The following is a 23,258-nucleotide window of genomic DNA, read 5'->3' as shown; positions in this document are numbered from 1 at the left end:
GGTGCGCCGTTTTACGGTTAACTTACTAGAGTACCCGCTGATCTGACGGGCATACGAGTGCCGCATTCGGGCGCTGAATGTATTCGATTTGCGATTTCAGGAGAGTTTGCCCGAAAACAGGCTGTGTATCTTCCCCCAATCCTCCTTAGCTTGCAGCTTAATCTGTTTGTTTTGTTATGGGTCTGTTTGACTTTCTAAAGAAAAAACCTGAGGACGCTGCGGCGCCCATTTCTTCGACTACTCCTTCTGCCGCCCCGGCTACGGCTCCAGAGGCTGCTGCACCAGAAGCGACGGATAAGCCCTCCGGCCCACGCTACAAGGGCTCTAATTACCAGATGCCGGCGGCTCCTTCCTCGGCTCCCATGCCGCAGATACCCCAGGCGCCCCCCATCGCCATCCCGCCAATGCCGGACATGGGCTCCTTCCAGCCTACTAATATTCTGGAGCAGCTTCTGTTGCAGGCCGCTACCGACCCAGCTTTCCGCAGCCCCTTCTACCAGGCTGTGCTCGGGGAAGAGGTAATTGTAGTGATGGCCCCTCAGGAAGGCATGGAGCCCGGCGAAACCACGCCCACCGAAGGCATGGAGATTCAGCTCCAGGTGCTGCACGATGGCAAAATTCCGGTTTTCACCTCCGTGGAGCGTATTTTCGAAAGCGGTGCCGTTCCTCCCGAGTCGGTGACGTACATGCGCCTGCGCGGCCACGATTTCTTTACCATGGTACAAGGTGCCGAGTGCGCCTTAAACCCCTTCTCCCCGGTAGGCAAACTGCTGGCTGCCGATGAAATTGCGGCATTGCTGTCGGGCCAGCTCTTCGAGATGCCGAACCCCGAGGACATGCAGGTAGCCCTGAATCAGCCCGCCGAAGAGCCTGTAGCCTTGAAAGAAGCCCTACGCGAATACGCCGCTGGCCAGGACCATGTGCAGGCCATCTATCTGGCCGAAATGCAGATGCAGCACAACCCCGAGGAGCGCCGGTTGCTGCTGGCGTTCCATACCGATCAGGAGGGCCAGGACCCCGCATTCCTGCAAGACCTAGGCCCCATCATCCAGGGCAACATCGGCGAAGCACAGTTCGTGGACCTCATGCTGATTGACCCGAACTCTCAGGAGCCCCTCATCCAGTACCTGCTGCAAACGGAACCCGTTTATCGGCGCGCATAATCTGCTGATTCTACTGCCATCCTCGCAGTAGCGCTTTCATATCCCAAACATCCGATGACTTTCTAAGTCTAATCAGGTGTTTGGGATTTTGCTTTACGGCATATTGAACGGCTTTGTAGTAGGTGATTCTTTTTCCCTATCCAAACGAGTCTTTCAAACATAATTTGACTTCTCGGACAATCTTACCTCCGTTCCGCTTGACTACGTAGCTTTTTTTTCAATCTCAATCAGGACAAAACCTTCAGGAATATCTCTTTCATTCTATATCACATGCAAATGATTTGCGGGTTGCGCCTTTTACGAAGTGCTTGGCTCAGCGCTAGCTTGCTGCTGTTGACCCAAGTGACCGCTTTTTCTCAGCGAACGAGTGATCAACCCTTCAAAGGAGCCAATACGATACTGCTCTATACCCATGACCCGCACTCGGAAGCATTCCAGACCCTACACCATATACTAGTACAGCAGGGATTCCTGGTACAGCCCGCCGATAGCGGGCGAGCACTATTAGCGTACCATGCGTTACTCAATCAACGTACTCACACCTCTTTTCAACTGCTGGTAGGCTATGTACCTGATTCCACTGCTAATGGGCTTCAGCATGGCACGACAAGGCTTGTGCTATTTGGCGTTGGGCCACTGGAAGTAGCCTTTCAAGGCAAAGAAGCTAGAGCTAGCAAACAAGCCTTGCCTAGCAGAGAAAATTGCCAAGGCGTACCCAGGGGGCTACGTGGAATACCAGAGCAACCAGTAAGAGCAGATGGGCTTGCAATAGCACTTTGTCTATTACGAAAGGATATACGCTAGCCTAGTTCTATATTGAAAAAGTCGCTAAACATAAGAGTTGATCTAGGACCCGCCTCGGGAAAGTGGTAGTTTCTATCCCTATTGCACCAATGCCCCGATGTGGTACTTTTTGGCGTTACATTAGTGTAGCACTGTAGCCTCTCCCGACAGATGAAGATACTCACCCCCATTCTGATGCTTCTGCTTGTCGCAAGCGGCGTAGAGTGCCGGACGGCCCCAATAGCCTCAGGAGTATCAGTACAAGGCGACTGTAAGCACGAATGGGTATATCGTGAGTACAGCGCCCCCGTTAGGGGAAAGGTCGTGTTTTATGAGCCTACCGCTGACTTGTGTGGGCTTTTCCCTACTGCTTCCGTGACGCTAGTGAAGACCGGCCCGCTTGACACTATCCGGGTGCTGGACCTGTGTTACATGGGAGATCCTATCCCGATTGGAGTCACCGTAACGATTCAGCCCGTCAAGGCTCCAGGAGGTGAGGTTGACGTTCCCGCTGACCCTTACACTTGTTCCATTAAGACCACTTGCTTTGGAACTGTGAAAAGCACCCCCTAATGAGGAAACGGGGGAAGCACTCATGCACTTTTATCAAAAGGACGTTTTCTGAAATTTTAGCAATGCTTTCCACCCTGGGATAAGGCGCTGATAAGCGCCTCATAACTTATAGGCCCTTACTATTTTAGCGCAACTTCCTGAATTCTCGGCTCTTTATTACCCATTATTCTCCACTACCGCTTGCCGGGCCATTACACGGCGCAGTAGTGGACGCAGCAGGAAATACAGGAGCGCCCCCACCGGCACCGAGGCGGCGCCCCAGATCAGTAGGCCACCGGCAAAGGCTTTCCAGAGGATCTGCAGCGCCGTCAGCCAGTCGTGCTTGAATTGTAGCTGCAGTTGAACCAAGGTAAGCTCCGGGTCGGCGCCATTGCCCAGCAGCCGATTTCCCCAGCGAAGCAATGGAATGAGCAGCAGCAATTGCACGGGGCTCCAGAGGTGCGCAATGAGCAGCGTGGCTGCCACATTGAGGCGCAAGCGTACCGCCGCGAAGGTGGCTAGCAGCGTAGTGATACCTAGCACGGGCACCAGGCCTAGCACGGTACCCAAGGCAATGGTAAGGGCCAGCTGGTGCGGCGTGAGGCCCTGCCGCAGCAAGTCGCGCAGGGGCTCCACCAAGCGGCGGCGCCACCAGCTGGAGGAAGGCGGAGTGACAGGCGGCGGAATGATAGGTTGATTCACGGAGGAAAGATTAGGCGGCGTAAGGCGGAATCGGGGCGGCGGCGCGTTACCTTCGCCAACCGCTTTTGCCTGGCCTAGCGCCAGGAGTAGTACGCGCCTCCGATGACAAAAGTACACGACTCGGCCCACCACCGCCGTAACGCCTGGACCGATTTCCTGATTCTGCTGCGCCGCGCGGCCCGCGAGTTCGGTGCCAACGACCCCTTGCGGCTAGGAGCGGCCACCGCTTTTTTCACCACGTTTGCCCTCCCCCCCATCCTCATTATTCTGATCCAGATCATCGGGTCGCTGTATTCGGCATCGGCGGTGCGGGGGCTGCTGCTCACCAAGCTGGCGCAACTGCTGGGCGCTTCGGCGGCGGGGCTGGTGGAGCAGATTCTGCAAAACGTCACGAATGTGGAGCGGAGCCGACTGGTCACGTGGCTGGGGTTTGCCTTCCTGCTGTTCATATCTACCACGCTGTTTGGCGTCATTCAGAACTCGCTAAACCAGTTGTGGCAAATCCGGACGCGGCGCAGCACCGGCCGCTTCACGAAGCTGCTGAAGGAGCGCGCCCGGTCTTTGGGCATTCTGTTTGCCACCATGCTGCTGTCTATCGTGGCGTTTGTTTCGGATGCGGCCTTGGCGTTTGTGGCCGATTACGTGCGCGACTTCGACGCCACCTTTATCTTCTACCTGTTCCAGATTCTTAACCAGCTTATCTCTCTGCTGATCCTGGCCGCTTGGTTTGGCATCACGTTTCGGAACCTAAGCAGCGCCAAAGTGCCGCACCGGGCCGTATTGCGGGGTGCCCTGGTAACGGCCGTTCTCATTGATCTGGGGGAGAATGCACTGGGCTTTTTGCTGGTACCGCGCAACTTAGGCCCTATCTATGGCCCGGCGTCCAGTATGGTGCTCGTGCTACTGTTCGTGTTCTATTGCGCCATGATTTTTTACTTCGGGGCCTGCTTCACGAAGGCTTACGCGCACTATGTGGGCATGGACATCCGGCCAAAGAAATCGGCCGTGCGCTACCGCCTCGTAGACATAGAGGAGCCGTTGAAATAGCGAGATGGTGCACGGGGAACTTGAGCTTTGAACTGGCCTAGACGATGCCTTCCGCATAGGTAAAGGCACCGGCCCGTCATACTGATCAGTTCCCCTAAAACCTCCTTACGGTTCTCGGCTGCCAAAGCGCTACCTTTGCGGTAAATACTGCGTTTTATGACTCCGACTACCCCGTCCTTTGCCGATCTAGGCCTCTCTCCCGAACTTTTACAGGCGCTGGAAGAGCTGGCCTTTGCTACACCTACTCCCGTGCAGGAGCAGGTAATACCCATGGCTCTGGCCGGGCAGGACGTGGTAGGCCAGGCCCCAACCGGCTCGGGCAAAACGGCAGCATACGGTTTGTCCGTTCTGCATCAGGTAGATGTAAAGCTTGATGCAGTGCAAATTATTGTGCTGGTGCCCGCTCGGGAACTAGCCCTGCAGGTCCGCGACGCCCTCAAGAAACTCGGTAAATTTCTGCCTAATCTGCGCGTAGCGGCCTTTTATGGTGGCCACGCCTTTCGCGATGAAACAGCCTCTCTGCAACAGGCGCCGCACATTGTAGTGGCCACTCCAGGCCGTTTGCTTGACCACTTTGAGCGCCGCAGCATTATTCCTAATCAGCTGAAAGTGCTGATTCTGGATGAGGCCGACAAGCTGCTGGAGCTAGGCTTTCAGGAGGAGCTGGTGGAGATTATCAAGCGCCTGCCGCGCCGCCGCCAGACGCTGCTATTCTCGGCTACCATGTCGGATAAGGTGCTGGATTTGATTCGCAAGAATCTTACCCGGCCTCGCGTAGTGAATGCCGGCGCCGATACCGATGAGCTGCCCGAAAACCTGAAGCTAGTAGGCCACTTCGGCCCCGTTGAGAAGAAACCCGCCGCCTTGCTGCACTTGCTGCAGCAGCCCGAAACCGGCCGCGCCCTGGTGTTCTGCAACACCCGCGAGCGGTGCACGGAGCTCACCCGCTTCCTGCAGGGTCGTGGCGTAGCCGCCGAAGTGCTGCACGGCAAAATGCCCCAGCCCGAGCGCGACAAAGCCCTGATGAAGCTGCGCAACGGCTCTAGCCAAGTGCTGGTAGCTACCGACGTAGCCGCCCGCGGCATCGACGTGACAGCTCTCGACACCGTCGTGCAGTTCGACAGCCCCGACAAGGCCGATGCGTTTCAGCACCGGGCCGGCCGTACGGCCCGCGCCGGCGCTGAGGGTACGGCCCACATTCTGGTCACGGAGAAAGAGCAGGCCCTGGTTAAAAAGTGGCCTATTGCTGCCGGCATCCAGTGGAAGCCACTGCACGCCCCCAAATTGCCGCCCGCAGCCCCAAAAGGGCCCCGCCCCGAGAATGTTACGCTGCACGTTTCGGCGGGCCGCAAAGACAAAGTCAGTGCCCACGACTTGGTGGGTACGTTCGTGGCCCACGGAGGCCTGGAGCGCGACGCTGTAGGCCACATTGAAGTATTTGACCACTACAGCTACGTGGCCGTGCCGCGCCCACAGGCGCAGGAAGTGGCAGAGCGCGTGACGGGGGCCAAAATAAAGGGCCGCAAAATTCGGGTGTCCTTGGTGGAATAATCAGCCTGCTCTGCTTTTAATGCCTGCACTGCCACATCAACAACTCCTTTTTATTTGTAGCCAGAACCGGTGGCGGAGCCTTACCGCCGAGCGGCTGCTGGATGGCCATGCCCACTACGAAGCGCGCTCAGCCGGCACGGAGCCCGGCGCACGGGTTCGCGTCACGGCTGGGCACATTGGCTGGGCCGATATTATTTTCGTGATGGAGCGAAAGCACACGGATATTCTTCGCCAGAAATTTGGCGGGGCCCTGGCTGGCAAAACTATCGTTAACCTGCGTATCCCAGATAAATTTCAGTTCCTGGACCAAATCCTGCTGGACCTGCTCCGTGAGCGACTACGGGAGCATCTGCCTTTACTCTAGGCCACTCGAACCGGCTCATAAACTGCATTATTTAGGCGTGCTACTACCTCAAATCCAGTCAGAGATAATTCACCTCAACTGCCCGGCAACCATTGCCGGGCAGTTGCCTTTTAGGGCTACTGCGCCGTTGAGGCCACTGCCTGCTATCTGGTAACGCAAAAGCGCACGTATTTTTCATTGTTTGTTAACTGATTGCGATGGGCGTAGTCGGCGCTTACCAGGCGGACTGAAAACCACAGCTACGCAAGGGTGGCGGTGTGTGGTAAGCGTATAGCCTCACTAAAACAGTGTCGTGCGCCCGTGTAAGGCACTTGTATTCTGCTTTATTCAACTGATATATTTGGTAGTACTAGCATCCAGCCCCCTACTTGAGGCTGCCTTTTGGTTTCCTGATCAGCTATTGTGGTGCTAAGCCGGCTTTACGTATTGAAGCAGGCGTGTCTCTACCGAAGCCTGTTAGTGCCACGATAACCCAAGAATCGGCTAATTTGCCTTCTGGTATAGGCCAATGTGGCTTGAAATTTCCCATTTCCCCCTTTCCCCTTTTCCTAGCCTTATGGCCGCTCCTATTACTGCCTCCCCAATTCCCGGCCCGCAGACCGCCTCCACCGACGGCCCCTCGCCCAACTACACCCCGGCCCTGGCCTCGCTTACGGTTTTGTTTTTCATGATGGGCTTCATCACCTGTCTGAACGACATCCTGATTCCGTACCTGAAGGCCATCTTCCGCCTCAGCTACACCCAAGCCAACTTCATCAACCTCTGCTTCTTCGGGGCCTATTTCGTGATGGGCATTCCGGCCGGCAAACTGGTGCAACGCATTGGCTACAAGGGCGGCATGCTCACGGGCTTTCTGGTGGCCGCGCTGGGTGCGTTTCTGTTCTACCCCGCCGCCGACAGCCGTTCCTATCCCTTGTTTCTGGGCGCCCTGTTCGTGCTGGCCACGGGCGTAGTCTTGCTGCAGGTGGCTGGTAACCCCTACGTGTCCATCCTGGGGCCGGCCCGCTCTGCCCCGGCCCGCCTCACACTCACGCAGGCCTTCAACTCCTTGGGCACTACCGTGGCCCCGCTGCTGGGCTCAGCCCTGATTCTGAAGAACCTGCCCACGCTGGATTCGGCCGCCGCCAGCGCCGCCATTGACGTGCGAGCCGTGCAGCTGCCCTACCTCGGCATCGGGGCCGTGCTGGTTGTTATCAGCGGGCTGTTGGCCGTGCTCAAGCTGCCCGTTATTGCTCACGCCCCCACGGCAGAAGATCCCGGCCGCCGGGCCTACCATTACCGGCATTTGGTGTATGGGGTGCTGGGCATTTTCGCCTACGTGGGCGGCGAGGTAGCCATTGGCTCCCACATCGTATCCTATCTAGGCCAGGCCGACATCATGGGCCTGGCCCCAAAGGTCGCCGGCGATAAGGTGGCCTACTACTGGGGTGGGGCCATGGTGGGTCGCTTCCTGGGCGCCTACTTGCTTAACAAGTTCAACCCCGGCCGCCTGCTGGCCTTCAATGCCATCGGGGCCGTGGTCCTGGTGCTCATTTCCATCAGCACCACCGGCGAGGTGGCCATGTGGAGTTTGCTGGCCGTGGGCCTAATGAACTCGATCATGTTCGCTACCATCTTCACGCTGGCCGTGGCCGGGCTGGGACGCCACACCGAGGAGGCTTCGGGCCTACTCAACGTGGGCATTGTGGGCGGGGCCCTGGTACCCATGCTTTTCGGGCTCGTGGCCGACGCTAGCTCCCTGCGCTGGGCCTTTGTGCTACCGCTGCTGTGCTACGCCTACATCCTCTGGTATGGCCTCCGCGGGCACCGCCCTCAGCAGGCCTAGAGGCTTAGACAGGATATATTACAACGGGCGAGGCCGGGACCAGTAAATGGTTCCGGCCTCGCTTTTTCTATCTCACATCTTAGACCTCAATATTCTCGAAACACTTCTGGGCCTAAGCTCAGTGAACAGTAAGTGAAAAGACCGTCATGCTTCATCTGACGTCTGCTTGCCGAAGCATCTTTACCTCTTACTAATTACCGATCTAGAGAAGCGGTAGAGATGCTTCGGTAAGCGGACGTCAGATGAAGCATGACGGTCTTTTACTACCCAAAAGTCTTACTGTCCACACAGCCTAGGCCAGTAGCATCAGCAAGGCACCGGTGTCACTTCCTAAAACTACAAAGACCGACCCGCCCCCCTAACAGGCGAATCGGTCTTAAGTAGTTCTGTGAAAGGTTCTAGCAGCCTTCCGCGGAACAAGACGGTAAGAAGAAACTCATTTTAAAGTGGCCTAGGCCAGGTACAAGCGGGGCTTTGACTGGAGCAGGATAACCGGGCTCAACTGGTTAGCTGAGCCCGGCCCACCCAGACCAGAAAGCTAATCCCCAAAAGCTTTCTGGGTACGCACTATTTCCCACTCGGAATTGCCGGCCGAGCACCGGGTTTACTTGTACTGATAGTAACGCACGTAATCTACCTGCATCTGCTGCGGAAAGGTGGTGGAGGCGTCGGGGTTGCCGTCGAAATCACCTCCCACTGCCACATTCAGAATGAGGAAAAACGGGTTGTTGAATGGGTAAGGACTCGCGTCGGTGCCCGTGAAGGAATAGTACGGCGTAGCGCTACCATCTAGATAAAAGCGAGTCATGTTCTTACTCCGCACCACGGTGTAGATATGATAGTCCGCTGACAAGTCGGCATCCAGTACCTGGGTGGTGCCCTTCAGCTCGCGCGCACCCGAGCTATTGGCATAGTGCATGGTGGAGAGCAGTTCCTTGGGGCGGCTTCCGCGCAGCTCCATGATGTCGATTTCACCGCATTTCGGCCAATTATTCTGGTCGATATCGGCGCCCAACATCCAGATGGCTGGCCATATGCCTTTGCCCTTGGGCAACTTAGCTCGCACATCAATGCGGCCAAACTTAAAGGATTGCTTGCCTTTGGTGATGAGGCGGGCCGAGGTGTAGGCGTTATTGCCTGACTGCTGGCGCTTGGCCTCAATTACGAGGTTGCCCGCGCTCGTCAGGAAGGCATTTTCGGGGGAGTTGGTGTAGTTCTGCAGCTCGTTGTTGCCCCAGCCACCGCCGCCCTGCTCCCGCACCCACTTGCTCTCGTCCAGCGTGCCGCTATCGAACTCATCGTTCCATTTCAGCTCCGTGTACTGATTCAGCTCTTTTGCTTCCTCATTTACTTCCGGAACTACGGGCGTAGGAGCGGGAATGTCCTTGGTTTTAGTTTCGGTGCAGGCCAGTAGGCTCAGGGCCAGCAATGCGCTGGCCCCGGTCCACTGACTCCGGAAGAAACTCGAAGAAAAATGTATCATACTATTTTGACTGGCCTAGACAGACCGAAACCACCATACTGGAGGCTGATTTTCACTTACTTGGCCACCAGTTTGAGTGTAAAGACCGTCCCGCCCGAGGCGCCGCTGCCGGCACGGAGGGTCATCTTCTTCTCGTCTATCGACAGAATGCGGTACACCCGTTCCGTGAGCGAAGCATCAGTGGCCCCAATGAAGGTGCCGGCTTTCGTGAGGCTGAACTGGCCTAGGCCATTGCCCACGGCCGCGCCAAATACCAGTGGCGAGGTATCTGATAGGCCCGGCTGACAGGAGTAGTCTTTCTGGTTGGCATAGAAGGTCTCGCCCTTAGAATCGTAGGTGAATACGTTGGACGCGGAGAAAGTGTACTCATCATCCGACTGGCATTTAGGTAGTTCGCCAGCTTTTACGCCGCCAAAATACTTGGTTGGCTCGGCCTCAATACCTACAACAATAGGCGCATCCACAGTATTATCCAGCATCCAGGTTTTAGAAGAGCCGCCCGTCAGCAGCTTGTTCACCGTACTCAGCGGCGACACAATAGTTACTTCCTTGGTTTCGGAAGTGCTGGAGCCACCCCGGCCGGCGGCCACCACCTGCACCTTGAATGTACCTCCTTTGGTATAGACGTGCGTAACGGTTTGGCCGGAGCCGATAGTACCATCACCGAAGTCCCACTGGTAGAGGAAAGCATCGGTGCTGGTGCTGGTGAAAGTAACCTCCGAGGTGAGGCCGACTACTTTGGGCGCCGAGGCAACGAAGCTGACGGTAGGCTTGGGCCCTTCCAGCTTACCGTCGTCGTCCTTATCGCAGGCCGTAAAAACTAGTGAACTGGCCAGTAACACCAGCGCGGTTTTATTCCAAATATGCATCATGATTATTGAGGGCGAAAGTGGTGGGAAGTGGCCTAGTAGCCAGGGTTTTGCTTCAGGCCAGGGTTGGCGTCCAGCTCCGTTTGCGGAATGGGCAGCACCAGGTTTTTCTCCGTGGGTATCCCGCGCTGCGTAATGCCCAGCGTCCGCAGATAGTTGGCCTGCGCCGTCATTACCGGAATGAGGCCATAGGGCGTACCGTTGTAGCGCTTCAAGTCAAACCAGCGGTCAAACTCAAAGGCCAGCTCGTACTTCCGCTCCCGCAGTACGGCACCCGTCCAATCCGTAGTGCCCGCCGTAAGGTCGTGGGCCGCAGAAGGCGTGTTGATATCGAGGCCAAAGGCCCGACGGCGAACTTTATTGATAGCCTCCAGGCCCTCCGTGGTTGGCCCTACGGCCTCCGCAACAATCAGGTACATCTCAGCCAGGCGTAGTACAGGCACGTTGAGGGGCGAATCCCAGATGTTGGTGCCCACTTTGCCTACAAACCACTTCTTTACGTTGTAGCCAAACGGCGAGCCGGTGGCTTTGGCCGATTGCTTCGCGCCATCCGGAAACACATCGCCTGGCACCCAGATAGTGGCTGCTTTGCGCGTGTCGCCAGCCTCGTAGCCATTCACGAAGTCAGGCTCCGGCACGTTGAAGCCGTAGCCGCTACCGGGCGTCTGGTTGGCACCACGCGGCCCGAAGAACTCGTTCATGGCCGAGCCTACGTTGTTACGGTCGTACTCATTGCGGCCATTAATGTACTGCACCTCAAACAGCGACTCCTTGCCGTTCTCGTTTTTCACCTGGAAGTTATCGGCGTAGTTGGCCCACAGGCTTTTGCCTGAGCCGTTGATCACCTCCCGAGCCCGCGCAGCTGCTTCAGGCTTTTTACCTTCCGTGATATACACTTTGGCCAGTAGGCCAGTTGCGGCCCACTTGGTGGCCCGGCCCAGGTCGGCACCGGAGTACGAGGTAGGTAGGTTGCCGATGGCGTCAATCAGGTCCTGCTCAATCTGCTTGTATACTTCGGCAGCCGGCGTACGCGGAATATTCACCGCTTCGGGGCTGGCCGGAGGAGCCGTGAACAGCGGCACATCGCCATATACCCGCACCAAATCAAAGTAATATTTGGCCCGCAGGAACTGAGCCTCTCCCAGGCAGCGCTTCTGAATTACGGGGTCCATGCCCGAAATGCTAGGCACTTTCTGGAGCACCAGGTTAGCGCGCTGAATCCCGATGAAGGAACCACCCCACAGGCGGTTCACCACCGTGTTGGTGGAGGGAATGCTGAATGCTTCGAGCTGCTTGTACTCAATGCCGTCGTTGCCGTCGTCGCCGCCGGTTACGGAATTGTCGGCCATGATATCAAAAGCCCACATGGCCGCATTGTACTGGCCTTCCTTGGTTAGCTCGCTGTAGGCCGCCGTTACGGCCTGAACAGCGTCTTGCTGCGTTTGGTAAAAATTAGCGTCCGTTATCTGGTCGGAAGGGGCTTCTTCCAGGAACTTCTCGGTGCAGCTACCCAGCAACCCCAAGGAGAGCAGGAAGGCGCCGCAAGCATATGTTGAAATCTTCATGATGTAGTCGGTGGGAATTGGAAAGGATTAGAACCCAATGTTCAGGCCGCCCATGAACACGCGCGCTTGTGGGTAAATACCCAAATCAACGCCGCTGGCACTTACCTCGGGGTCGTAGCCGGTGTATTTGGTCAGCGTGGCCAGGTTCTGGGCCGTGAAGTACACGCGAATCTGGGTAGCTGAAATGCGGCTCATCACGGTTTTGGGGAGCGTGTAGCCGAACGTCAAGTTTTTGAGGCGCACATAAGAGCCATCCTCGATGTAGTGCGTAGATACCCGCAGGTTGTTGTTGGGGTCGCCGTTGATAGCACGCGGAATATCATTGCTGGTACCCGGTCCGGTCCAGCGGTTCAGGATGCGCGTGGTACCATTGGTGGTGCTGTACAGCGCACTTTCCGTGATGTAGCGGTTGAGGTTGTACACATCATTTCCCTGTACGCCCTGAATAAAGAAGCTCAGATCGAAATTCTTGAAATTCAGCGTGTTGGTCAGGCCAAATGAGAAGTTCGGGTTGGGGTTGCCGATGAACTTCCGGTCGAGGTCGGTGATTACACCATCTCCGTTAATGTCCTTGAAGCGAATGTCGCCGGGAGCCGTACCAGGCTGCTGCGTAGGCGCATTCTTTACTTCTTCGGGAGTCTGGAACAAGCCATCTGCCTCGTAGCCATAGAAGGAGCCAAAGGCCTGGTTGATATCGTAGCGAACAATAGTACCGCTCAGAGAACCCAGGCCGTTATACGGAACGCCGGCTCCCAATGACTCCAGACGGGTTTTGAAGGCCGATACATTGAACGTAGTCGTCCAGTTCAAATCCTGGCCCGCGCCCATGAAGTTGTGCGAGGTCAGGGCTACGTCGATACCGCGGTTATACGCCGAAGCTGCGTTGCGTGGCACAGGCTCGTACGTACCCGACACGAGGGATGGGGGCACATCTGCAATCAGGTTAGGCGAATTCCGGCTATACAGGTCAATGCTGGCTTCGAAGCGGTTCTCCATGAAGCCCATATCCAGACCTAGGTTAGCCTGGTCGTTGTATTCCCAGCGCAAATCAGGGTTCAGCAAACGAATGGGGGCACCACCCGTGTTGATAGCGCCATCTGGACCCAGTGGGTAAGTAGCACCGAAGTTAATCGTATAGAGATATGCGAATCTTCTGGCGTTCAGCTCATTACCTACGCGGCCATAGCCTGCCCGCAGCTTCAGGTTGCTGACAACACTGTTGTCTTTCATGAAGTCCTCTTCCGAAATACGCCAGCCCACCGAGGCACCGGGGAAGAAACCAAATTTCTTTCCTGTATCGAAGCGCGAGGAGCCATCTCGCCGCACTACGGCCTGGAAAATGTATTTACCGGCATATTCGTAGTTCAGACGGCTGAACAAGCTGGCCAGACGCCGGGGCGGATCAATACGGCCGTTGTTGTTGAGCTGGGAGTTAATCGGGCCTGATCCAATCGTTTGCAGGTCGTTGCGCAGGTACAGCGAGCGGTAGGCCTCTACGTTGCTGAAGTTGAATTCCTGAGCCGACTGGCCTACGAGCAGTGTCACCTGGTGCTTGCCATCAAACAGGTGGTCGTAGGTGGCTGTGTTCTCAATCAGGTAGGTGGGCGCGTAGCTGGAAGTAGCCGAGGCACCCGCCGTGATATAGCGCTGGGTGTAGCCAGCCAGCTCGGGACCTTTGGGTGCGAAGCTGTTGAAGTTGTCGAATATCAGGTCAGCTCCTACGTTTGAACGGAAGCGCAGGCCTTTCACCGGCTCCAGCTCAGCGAAGAACGTAGTGATGGCCCTGTTACGCGTGAACTTCTGGTTTGTTCGCTGCGAAGTTGCCAGGGGGTTTTCTTCCGTGAAGTTGTCGGAAGCGCTGTTAGGCTGGTACCAGTAGCCATCGGGGCGGTAGGGCTGCACTGTGGGCGGAATGCGCAGCAGCTGCTGCACAGCACCGTACTCGCCGTTGTTGCTGGTTACCTGCCGGTCGTTGAGGTGGGTCAGGGAGATGCTGTTGCCCAGCTTCAGCATTTTACCCACTTGCACGTCGCCGTTGGCGCGCAATGTAAAGCGCTCGAAGTTGGAGCCCAACACAATACCATCCTGCTGGAAATAACCAGCCGATACGGCAAAGCGGGACTTATCGCTGCCACCCGTAGCGGAAAGCGAGTAGTTCTGAATTTTGGCTTTGCGGAACAGCAGATCCTGCCAGTCGGTGCCTTCGCCTAGGGCTGAGGGGTTGCGCAGCTTATCCAGTGCAATCGGCTTGCCGGCCGCCAGCAACGACTCGTTGTTGATTGTAGCGTACTCCTCGGCGTTGAGCAGATCAAGCTTGCGGGCTACGGTCTGGATACCGCGGTAAGCATCCAGATTGAAGGTAGACTTGCCGGCTTTGCCCCGCTTGGTGGTGATAATAACTACCCCGTTGGCAGCGCGCACGCCATAAATAGCTGTAGCAGAGGCGTCCTTCAGGATGTCAATCGTTTCAATGTCATTCGGGCTGATGGCGTTCAGCTGGTTGTCGCCACCATCGGGCAGCGGAAATCCATCGACCACATACAGCGGGTTGTTGTTGCCGGCCGAAGTAATACCCCGAACGCGGACCGAAGTACCTGCCGCACCGCCTGGAGCTCCCCCGTTGGAGGTAATGGTTACACCCGATACTTTGCCCTGAATGGCTTGCGTAACATCCGGCACCGGCTGGCGCACAATGTCAGCGGCTCCTACGGAGGAAATAGCGCCCGTTACGCTGCCGCGTTCCTGCGTGCCATATCCTACTACTACTACTTCGCTCAAGGCGCGCGAGTCCTCCACCAGAGTTACGCTGACGTTGCTGGTAGCACCTGACACGGCAACCTCTTTGCGGGAGAAGCCTACGTAGCTGATAACCAGCGTAGAGCCCTCGGGAGCGTTGAGGGAAAAGCGGCCGTCGGCGTCGGTGGTGGTGCCTATGGTGGTACCCTTCACGATAACGGTTACGCCGGGAAGCGGATCACCATTTGACTGAACGATACGTCCGGAAACAGGTACATCGGCCAGGGTAGCCCGGCTAAGAGCCGGCCTGACGAGCGTAGATGCGCCTTCTGCAGCGGCCGGAGATGCCAGCAATGGCAGACCCGCTGCTGACAGCCAAACGGCCCGGCGCAGCAATGCGTTGGTGTAGAGAGGTTGGTTCATACTGTGTGGGAATTGTGGGAATAAAACAGGTAAAGCAAGCTGGAAGGAGCCAGAACAGGCCTAGACAGTTGACCACGGCTTTATACAAGCCTCAGAGACAAGCAAAATTCAGGACGCTAAGTATCTTAAGTAGGGCGTCAGGACGGCGGTGGGTTGCTGGTCCAAGCGCAACTTAAAGTATTCACTAGGCCAGGTGGAGTGGCCTAGCATAGTTCGGGGAGTGAGTTGGCCTGAGCCAGCAGGTACATCGGCTGCTTGCAGTGCCCCGCCGTACGATTTTGCCGAGCGGGAATGAGGGTCACCTTGCTCTTGCTGTCCACGGCTGGCTCTATTGCCAAGTGCTGCTAGCAGAGAAGTACAAGTCAGCACTTCTGCCGTAATAAGGAGTGTCCTATCATTTGGAAAGGCAATGCTTTCGGAGCAGTATGGCCAGACAAGGGGTGCCTCAGTAAGGGATACCGGAGCACCAACCTCGTGAGGGTTGGGTTGCGCTTGCAGGAACACGTTGTGCAGGTTCCAGAAATGAGCAGTACACTCAACAGCTTTCGGAACGGCCACGGAAAGAGGGGGAGAAGTGAGCATGGGATCGGTGGGAGTACCCAAATATATTCGACCTTGTTCAGGAAACGCAATAGCAAAAACGCTTCTATTGCTCAGAATAAGCGTTTTTGCACGTTATTAACAACATTGCTATACGCTTAACACACAAGTAAAATTGAGTATATCTGCACTTAGCTTCTTTAGATAGCCTTTCAAGTTTGCTAGGTCGACACGTAAAAAACAATCAAAAAAAGGGGCCAAAAGCCCCCTTTTTTCAAAATAAATTACAAGCATTGTGCTATAGCACGACTTTCTTCCCGGAAATGCTCTTCTGGAGTTCTTCCTCCCCTGCTGCGGGCTCTTCTTCTGCACTTCCGGTGGCATCCAGGAGTACGTTGGTCCAGTCCTCATTCTCGTCAAAATCAGGTGCTTGCCTTCTTCTTTTCATGGCTTCCAGCACTTTCTGGCTGAAGCTCCAGCACGTGCCCTGGCGCAGGTCCAGCACCCTCGACAACTCCTGCGAAGCGTAATTTCCCTGGTGCGTGTAGATCAGGAACACAGCGTAGAAGGCTTTGATAATGGAGAATTTACACTTCTGCAGCAGTGTATAGGCCGTAGCTGATTCAACGTAGCGACAACGCGTGCAGCGGCGTGAGTGCGGTTCGCGTCCATCACAGTATTTCTCGTGCCCGCATTTGCGACACTGAAACCCCTCGGACCACTTCAGGCCAGCCAGGTATACCAGGCAAGCATCCTTGTCGGGATAAATCTGGCTGAACTCTCCAAAGTTTACCTCTTTCGACATCACCCGGGCCGTTTTTGCCTCCTGTAAGTCGCGCTGCAAGTCTGTGTTGAGTTTTTCGATGGCGGATGACTGCAACGCCAGCAGGCCATTGGCCTGCAGCAATTCCCGGTTTTGCGCACTGATCGTGTCACTTTGCTTGCGCAACTCTTCGGTGCGCAATGCCACCAGGCTTTCCAGTTCTGTGTTCAGCTGATCCTTGAGCTCCTGATTGCGACGTAGCTGCTCTACGAGCTGATCTTGCGCGTAGTGCTTCTTGCGCAACTGCTTCACCAGCTTAGCCTGGGCTTTGATGGTCAGATCCTTAATTCCTTTGATCTTTTCTCCTAAGGCATAGGACAGCACCACTACTTCTACCACAAACGCGGCATTCATGCTATACACCGTGGCCGTGTTTGTGAAGGTGTTAATGCCGAGCTTACGCAGGATAAGGAAGCCCACACTCACTGCCACCATAGCATGAGCGAGCAGGAAGTAGCCAGCCGGGCGAAACCCTCGGCGCCAAATCCGGAAGGCCAGGTAGTAAATCATGCCATAGGGCAGCAGAAACAGCCAGAAACTCCAGCCGGAATCCAACCAAACGGTATCTAAAACCAAAGCAGCAGTGCTCAGGAGCACTACAGCCCGCACCCAGGAATCGTAGCGGGGCAACCGCTGCGGGGCATCCAGAAATTGCCGGGCGTAATAGCTGAACGTGAGCAGCAGCAGTATGGGAGAGCCCGCAATAACCAACTGATTGAGTGTCGGATATGCCGGCCACAAATACTGAAACCCTAGGCCATCCTCCGCCAGAAACACTAAGCTTGAACTAAGTACGTAGAGCACGTAGCGCAGGTAGGTTTGTTCGCCGATAAAGGCGTAGAGGCACAGGTTGTAAATAACCATGATCAGCAGCACCCCATAGAAGCCTCCCAACAGACCATACTCAGTTTGGAAGTGCACAGACAGCGGTTGTTCTGTGCGCAGCCGGCTCAGGAAGCTGGTTTTAGAGTTTGACCGCAGCCGCAGATAATACACGTGGCTTTGGTTGGGCTCTAAAGACAGCCGAAACAGGAAGTTTTTGTACGGAAACTTACGGGTAGCCAGTGGCCGATCAGCGCCGGTATGTACAGAGTTTCGCTCTGAGCCAAGGTCGGGAAAGAAGGAAATATCATTGATATGCGAGTCAAACATATCTAGGTACCAGTGCTGATCCTGGGGGCCTTCGGCCCTCACTATCAGCCGCATCCAGTAATACGCTCCTGTCTGCTCCATATCGGTGGGCACCTTGTCGCCACGCACAAACCCTGCAGCGTACTGAGGTTTCTGCACATCGGCCAGGGTTAACTGTCCCGTTGGGTCTATGAGAAGACTGTAATTATAAGGGCCTACGTACAGCTCCTCCAGATTAGCCCGAACCCGCAAGGTATCGGGGCCTTTAACCGATGCAGCACAACTACCGCGCATACCCACAACTAGCAGCAACAGCAGCAGCACAAGACCGGGTAGCCGATTGGCTTGAAACAAGAAAAAGTGGCGAAGAATGGGCCTCATGGTACTGTACAAGGTACAAAAAACTGTCGGGCAGCCCGCCTACTGTCCGCCCGCCGAGCCTGTACTAATTGGGGTAAATCGTAGCCAGCTAACCTGGTCTACGGGTTGCGCTATCTGCAGCTGCAACGTGTGGCGGCCAGCTGGCAGCGTGGCTGTTTTAGTGGTCGCCGTCATCCATTTACCCGCACTATCTACCTGGCTAACAAGCAGTGAGGCTACGGACACGCCATCCATTTTCAGCAAAAGCTTCCCAGGTGTAGGGGCAGACTTTACCCGGACCTGCACCGAATAAGTACCCGCAGCAGCCACTGTTACGGTGTAGTTCATCCACTCCCCCACTGCCAAGTGGCCTACGGAATATTTTTTACCCGGTGAGTCAGTAGTCACTTGGATATCTACTCCATCGTTGCGGTAAGCGCCGCCCAGATTCCAGGCTACCGTATCGCGGTAATCTATTTTTGCTGAAAAATCGTCGTGGTAGGCCACTCCTGCTCTGCCCAGATCATAATCAGCTGCCTGAATTGTGCCAGGGATGGTGAGAGAAGCAAAAGGAGCAGTATAATTTGCTGGTTTCGTGAGAGCAACTATCACATCCTTATTAGGCAAGCAATTAGCATACTGCACGTTGCGCAGCAATGCCGCTCTACCTTCGGCCGTGAGAATGCTACCGTAAGGCTTTACCCGCAACAAGCTTGTAGGACCATCTACGCGCTTGAGGGTCCAGTGGCACCAGCCAATGTTCTGGGCGTTCAGGCCCTGCACCGCCGCCCCAAACCACTCATTGGAGTTTTCTCCGGTTTCGCCTACCCACACCGGTACTAGCCATTTATCGCGAAAGGCCGCTAGGTTCTTCAACAGATTGATTTGGTTAGGATTGGAATCGGCGGCTTCCGGGGTATTGGGACACCAGTAGCGGTGGGCATTGTAGGCCAAGTTGCTTTTATCCTTGATAGCAAGCTTATCGGGCGTGAGATTGGTGTACTCATTGCCGTAGCCGTTGCCCTCCAGCAATACCAAGTGCTTGTCACCTTGGGCGCGTACGGTATTGATAAGCCTCGCGTACAATGCGCTCAGTTCTTTATTGTCTCCTGACAGCCCGTTGGCCACAGTCAGGTTATGTGGCTCATTAATAAAATCATACATAGCCACGCGCGGGTCGTTTTTATAGCGGGCCGAAAGTTTTTCCCAGAGCCGCACGGTTATATCCTGATAAATAAGCCGCCCTTTGGTATCGCGACGTTTCCACAGATCCAACGGTACCAAGGCGTCGTTGATGTTGCGGTCGGTGCCCTGGCCACCGGGAGCCGCGTGCAGGTCCAGAATCACATACATCTTGTTGGCCGCACACCACTTCAGCACATCATCAATAGCCCGGAAACCTTCCAGATTTTTCGTATCCGTGAATAGCTGGTTCTGCTCGTACCAGGTGCTGAGGTTCTGGACGTAGGCTGCCACGTTTTGCGGATTGCGCAGGGCCTGCGTGCGCGCATGGCGTTGGGCCGGCGTCAGGAAAAGATCGTAGTGAAAAGGCAGGCGTACGCAATTAAAGCCCTGCTTAGCAATGAAATCGATATCAGCCTTGGTGATGAAGTTTGCCCGGTACTGTCGGTAAAAATTTTCCATCTGGGCTTCTGACATCGTGCGCAACAGGGCCTGCTTGATGCGCCATTGGCTATTCAGAGAGTCGGTTTTGAGGATATAGCTTTCCTGCAGTAGCCACCCTCCCACATTGAAACCACGCAACACTACCTCCTGGCCGCTGGCATCCACCATCTTGGTGCCATTGGCGCGCAACCAGGTTAGGTTTTGGGCCTTAGGGGCGAGGGAACTTAGCAACAACCCTACTACCAGCAGAGCAGACCAGCCTAAGCGCTGGATGGCAGTATTCTGCTGCAACGGTAGCCTGCGATGTCGGGTGTTAATGCGCATTATTTCTCAGAAAAAGGAAGAATCAGGTGCCTAACTGCAGGGAGCGAAAGCTATTCTCAGCCTATGAGCCGCCCATACTAATGCTTGTTGTACAAGCAATTACTACAGGGCAGGCATACTTTTGAAAACGTCAACCTGGGCTATTGTTCTGGCACCTTTTCCATACCACTCTGTGGAAGAAAGAATGGTGACAGGAAATGAATAGGGCACACACATCAGGCAGGCCTAGAACGCTACGTTCATATATTCTGCATCTCTGGAGGAACAAGAGACGGATAGATGTAAGCTGCAATGCGCCTCTGTAAGGGCATTTCCTGGCCTAGTCATCAGGCAGCAGTTTACAGATGGAGTTGCCGCTTCTAGAGTGCGGTTGCCATGCTATAGTGTATTCAGGCGTGAATCAGCGGCCATCAGTTTTTGGTTGCGCTTATACTGAAGGGCAACGCGCGCCATAACGGCCGATGTAGGGCTGGATCATACGGGGTGGGTTTGCGGGTGGGGCGGAACCATTCTTAGCCAACAAGGCCAAGCAGGGAATGGTAAGCAGGACAGCACCGTAAATGCCTGGAAGAAATCACCTTAAGCCAAACCACGGGGGCGGGCGTCAGATTAAGCTTTAAACGAGGCTTTTTTCTGACATCCTGTTACCAAATATATAGGCCTTGTTTTCTAAAATGCAAGCCTCAAAAGCCACCCTACTGACTCCTAAAGCATTTTTACGGATAATCAACAAGCATCTTATACACTTACTACACACGCACAACCAAGCGGCACGATTACCAAACTCACAATATCCCTGGCTGGCTTACTTGCACCACGCGGATAAGAAACAACTGCAAAACGGGCCTTTGCTGAGAGTATTTTGAGGATTGTATTTTGTCCTGTGTAGCCACCGGGCTAGGGCATAAAACAAAACGGCGGACCAAACTGGTCCGCCGTTTTGCAAGGTGTATCTCTTAAACCGTTGTTACATCTGCTACTGGCCTAGCTTGAAGCTAGTCATCTGCACGTCGCGGGAGTTGCCGCCCACGAACACTTGGAAGTCGCCGGGTTCGGCCACGAACTTCAGGTCGGCGTTGTAGAACTTCAGGTCTTCGGGCGTGAGGCGGAACGTGAGGGTGCGGCTCTCCCCTTTTTTGAGCATCACTTTCTGAAATCCCTTCAGCTCTTTTACTGGCCTAGAGATGGAGCCTACCATGTCGCGGATATAGAGCTGGGCCACCTCCTCGCCGTCGTAGTTGCCCGTATTCTTCACAGACACTTTCACATCAAGCGTGCCGTTCATTGCTAGTGAAGTAGTGCTGAGCTCAGGCTTGCCGTACTCGAACGTGGTGTAGCTCAAGCCATAACCGAACGGGTACAATGGGTCGTTGCTTACATCCATATAGCGCGACTTGTACTTATCGAGCGCTACGCCAGCGTATGGGCGGCCGGTGTTTTTGTGGTTGTAGTAAATGGGCACCTGGCCTACGTGTTGCGGGAAAGTGGCCGTGAGCTTGCCCGAGGGATTGTAGGCCCCGAACAGAACATCAGCAATGGCATTGCCGGCCTGGGTGCCCGCAAACCAGGTTTCCAGAATGGCATCGGCGTTTTGGTCTTCCCAAGGCAGCGTCAGGGGGCGGCCGCTCATCAACACAATCACGAGGGGCTTTCCGGTTTTCTTCAGGGCCTTCAGCAGCTCGAGTTGCTGACCCGGCAGGCCAATATCGGCGCGGCTGGCGGCTTCACCCGTCATGCCCTGGCTCTCGCCTACGGCGGCCACAATCACGTCGGCGCTCTGGGCAACCTGCACAGCTTCGCGAATCATTTCCTCCGAGCTGCGCTTGTCCACGTTCAGCTCACCGCCGTGGGCGTTCAGGCGGTCAATCATTTGCTGGTCGTCGGTGAAGTTGGCGCCCTGGGCCGTTACAATCTTCACGCCGCTCCCGGCTACGTTCTTGATGCCTTGCTCCAACGACACGGCCTGTTTCCAGTCGCCGGCGCCGCTCCAGCTTCCGATCATATCGCGCTGGCGGGTAGCTAGCGGGCCTACTAGGGCAATGGTTCCTTGCTTTTTCAGGGGTAGTGCGTTGTTACTGTTTTTCAGCAGCACCATGCTTTTGCGGGCAATGTCGCGGGCATCGGCGATGAACTCCTTCTTCATCATCGTCGCCTTAGCCCGCTTTTCATTGGCGTAGAGATAAGGGTCCTGGAATAGGCCTAGCTTCCACTTCGCTTCCAGAATCCGGCGGCAGGCCAGGTCAATCTGCTCCTGCTTTACGGTGCCATCTTTCAGGTTTTGAGCCAGGTTTTTCAAAAAAATCTCGCCTACCATGTCCTGATCAATACCCGCGTTCAGGGCCAGAGCCGACACCTGTGCGTCGTCGCCCATCCCGTGGGCGGTCATCTCATTAATGGCGGTGTAGTCGGTGGCCACGAAGCCCTTGAAGCCCCACTGGTTGCGCAGCAGCTCCGTCATCAGCCATTTGTTGCCGGTAGCCGGCACGCCGTTGATATCATTAAAAGACGACATCATGGAGCCCGCGCCAGCTTCTACAGCAGCTTTGTAAGGCGGCAGGTACTCGTTGTACATGCGCACCAGGCTCATATCGGTGGTGTTGTAGTCGCGGCCGGCCTCGGCGGCGCCGTACAGCGCGAAGTGCTTCACGCAGGCCATTACCGTATTGTTTTTGCTTAAGTCGGTGCCCTGGTAGCCGCGCACCATCACGCGGGCAATCTGGGAACCCAGGTACGGGTCTTCGCCTGAGCCTTCCGAAATCCGTCCCCAACGCGGGTCGCGGGCAATATCCACCATCGGCGAGTACACCCAGTTGATACCATCAGCGGAAGCCTCTTCGGCCGCAATCCGGGCGCTACGCTCCATAGCCTGCAGGTCCCAGCTGGAGGCCAGGCCTAGTGCAATCGGGAAAATGGTGCGGTGGCCATGGATAACATCGTAGCCAAAGATGAGCGGGATATGCAGGCGCGACTCCTTTACGGCCATTTCCTGGAGCTTGCGGGCAGCTTTGGGCGTGAAGGTATTTAACACCGAGCCCACATTGCCTTTCCGGATGTTGGCGTCCACATCCTTGCTTACGACCGGCCCGGTCACATCGAAGCCCACGGTTATCATGTTCAACTGGCCGATTTTCTCCTCCAGCGTCATCTTCTGCATCAGGTCGCTGATGAACTTATTCATCTTCTGATCATCAGCCGGAGCAGTGGTAGTGGTAGGGTCAGATATACGGGCTTGCAGCTGCGGCGTCAGCAGCCCCAACGACATGAGCAGGGCGGTTCGGAAAACTCGTTTCATGTGGGAATAGGAAAGGAAGAAGTTGAGTAGTCGCAATCAATAGGTAAGGTTGGGAACAGTATCCGGCTGTCATGCGGAGCGTGAACGTGGTAGAACCGA

At 55.6% G+C, this 23,258-nt stretch carries 13 protein-coding genes; 5 read left to right on the top strand and 8 right to left on the bottom strand.

Annotated features, from left to right (window positions below; genetic code table 11):
* Positions 1-176: 176 nt before the first annotated feature.
* Positions 177-1,163, top strand: a complete 987-nt coding sequence (locus CFT68_RS02430; protein ID WP_088841834.1) for an enhanced serine sensitivity protein SseB C-terminal domain-containing protein — start codon at positions 177-179, stop codon at positions 1,161-1,163.
* Between the two features lie 1,512 nt (positions 1,164-2,675).
* Here the strand turns inward: CFT68_RS02430 and CFT68_RS02420 are convergent.
* Complete coding sequence (locus tag CFT68_RS02420) at positions 2,676-3,200, bottom strand: DUF2062 domain-containing protein (protein WP_170934675.1); 525 nt, start codon at positions 3,198-3,200, stop codon at positions 2,676-2,678.
* 102 nt (positions 3,201-3,302) lie between these two features.
* Here CFT68_RS02420 and CFT68_RS02415 point away from each other — a divergent pair, with 102 nt between their 5' ends.
* The 4 genes from CFT68_RS02415 (at position 3,303) to CFT68_RS02400 (ending at position 7,987) form a co-directional block, all read left to right on the top strand.
* Positions 3,303-4,247 carry a YihY/virulence factor BrkB family protein gene (locus CFT68_RS02415; protein WP_088841831.1) on the top strand — a complete coding sequence of 315 codons (945 nt, stop codon included), beginning with the start codon at positions 3,303-3,305 and terminating at the stop codon, positions 4,245-4,247.
* A gap of 156 nt (positions 4,248-4,403) precedes the next feature.
* Positions 4,404-5,798, top strand: a complete 1,395-nt coding sequence (locus CFT68_RS02410) for a DEAD/DEAH box helicase (RefSeq protein WP_088841830.1) — start codon at positions 4,404-4,406, stop codon at positions 5,796-5,798.
* 19 nt (positions 5,799-5,817) lie between these two features.
* Entirely contained in the window at positions 5,818-6,162 is a 345-nt protein-coding gene (locus CFT68_RS02405) for a low molecular weight protein tyrosine phosphatase family protein (protein ID WP_088841829.1), read from the top strand.
* Between the two features lie 556 nt (positions 6,163-6,718).
* Positions 6,719-7,987 carry a sugar MFS transporter gene (locus CFT68_RS02400; protein WP_088841828.1) on the top strand — a complete coding sequence of 423 codons (1,269 nt, stop codon included), beginning with the start codon at positions 6,719-6,721 and terminating at the stop codon, positions 7,985-7,987.
* A gap of 604 nt (positions 7,988-8,591) precedes the next feature.
* On the opposite strand, the gene CFT68_RS02395 is transcribed toward CFT68_RS02400, so the two are convergent.
* From CFT68_RS02395 to bglX, 7 genes are all read right to left on the bottom strand, one after another.
* Positions 8,592-9,470 (bottom strand): glycoside hydrolase family 16 protein, encoded by an 879-nt coding sequence (locus CFT68_RS02395; protein ID WP_088841827.1) that lies wholly within the window; start codon positions 9,468-9,470, stop codon positions 8,592-8,594.
* Positions 9,471-9,526: 56 nt separating this feature from the next.
* Positions 9,527-10,342, bottom strand: a complete 816-nt coding sequence (locus CFT68_RS02390) for a PKD domain-containing protein (protein ID WP_088841826.1) — start codon at positions 10,340-10,342, stop codon at positions 9,527-9,529.
* 32 nt (positions 10,343-10,374) lie between these two features.
* A complete protein-coding gene (locus tag CFT68_RS02385) occupies positions 10,375-11,904 on the bottom strand; it encodes a RagB/SusD family nutrient uptake outer membrane protein (RefSeq protein ID WP_088841825.1) in 1,530 nt (509 codons plus the stop codon).
* Between the two features lie 27 nt (positions 11,905-11,931).
* Positions 11,932-15,063: a SusC/RagA family TonB-linked outer membrane protein gene (locus CFT68_RS02380; protein WP_088841824.1), complete on the bottom strand. Its 3,132-nt coding sequence runs from the start codon at positions 15,061-15,063 to the stop codon at positions 11,932-11,934.
* Between the two features lie 838 nt (positions 15,064-15,901).
* A complete protein-coding gene (locus tag CFT68_RS02375; protein ID WP_088841823.1) occupies positions 15,902-17,938 on the bottom strand; it encodes a 7TM diverse intracellular signaling domain-containing protein in 2,037 nt (678 codons plus the stop codon).
* A 39-nt stretch (positions 17,939-17,977) separates the two neighbouring features.
* On the bottom strand, positions 17,978-19,867 hold the full coding sequence (locus CFT68_RS02370) for a cellulase family glycosylhydrolase (protein ID WP_088841822.1): 1,890 nt from the start codon (positions 19,865-19,867) through the stop codon (positions 17,978-17,980).
* 976 nt (positions 19,868-20,843) lie between these two features.
* Positions 20,844-23,159: a beta-glucosidase BglX gene (gene bglX, locus CFT68_RS02365; protein ID WP_088841821.1), complete on the bottom strand. Its 2,316-nt coding sequence runs from the start codon at positions 23,157-23,159 to the stop codon at positions 20,844-20,846.
* Between the last annotated feature and the right edge of the window lie 99 nt (positions 23,160-23,258).

It is taken from the genome of Hymenobacter gelipurpurascens, assembly GCF_900187375.1.
GTDB lineage: Bacteria > Bacteroidota > Bacteroidia > Cytophagales > Hymenobacteraceae > Hymenobacter > Hymenobacter gelipurpurascens.
This window is presented reverse-complemented; position numbering and strand designations above follow the sequence as displayed.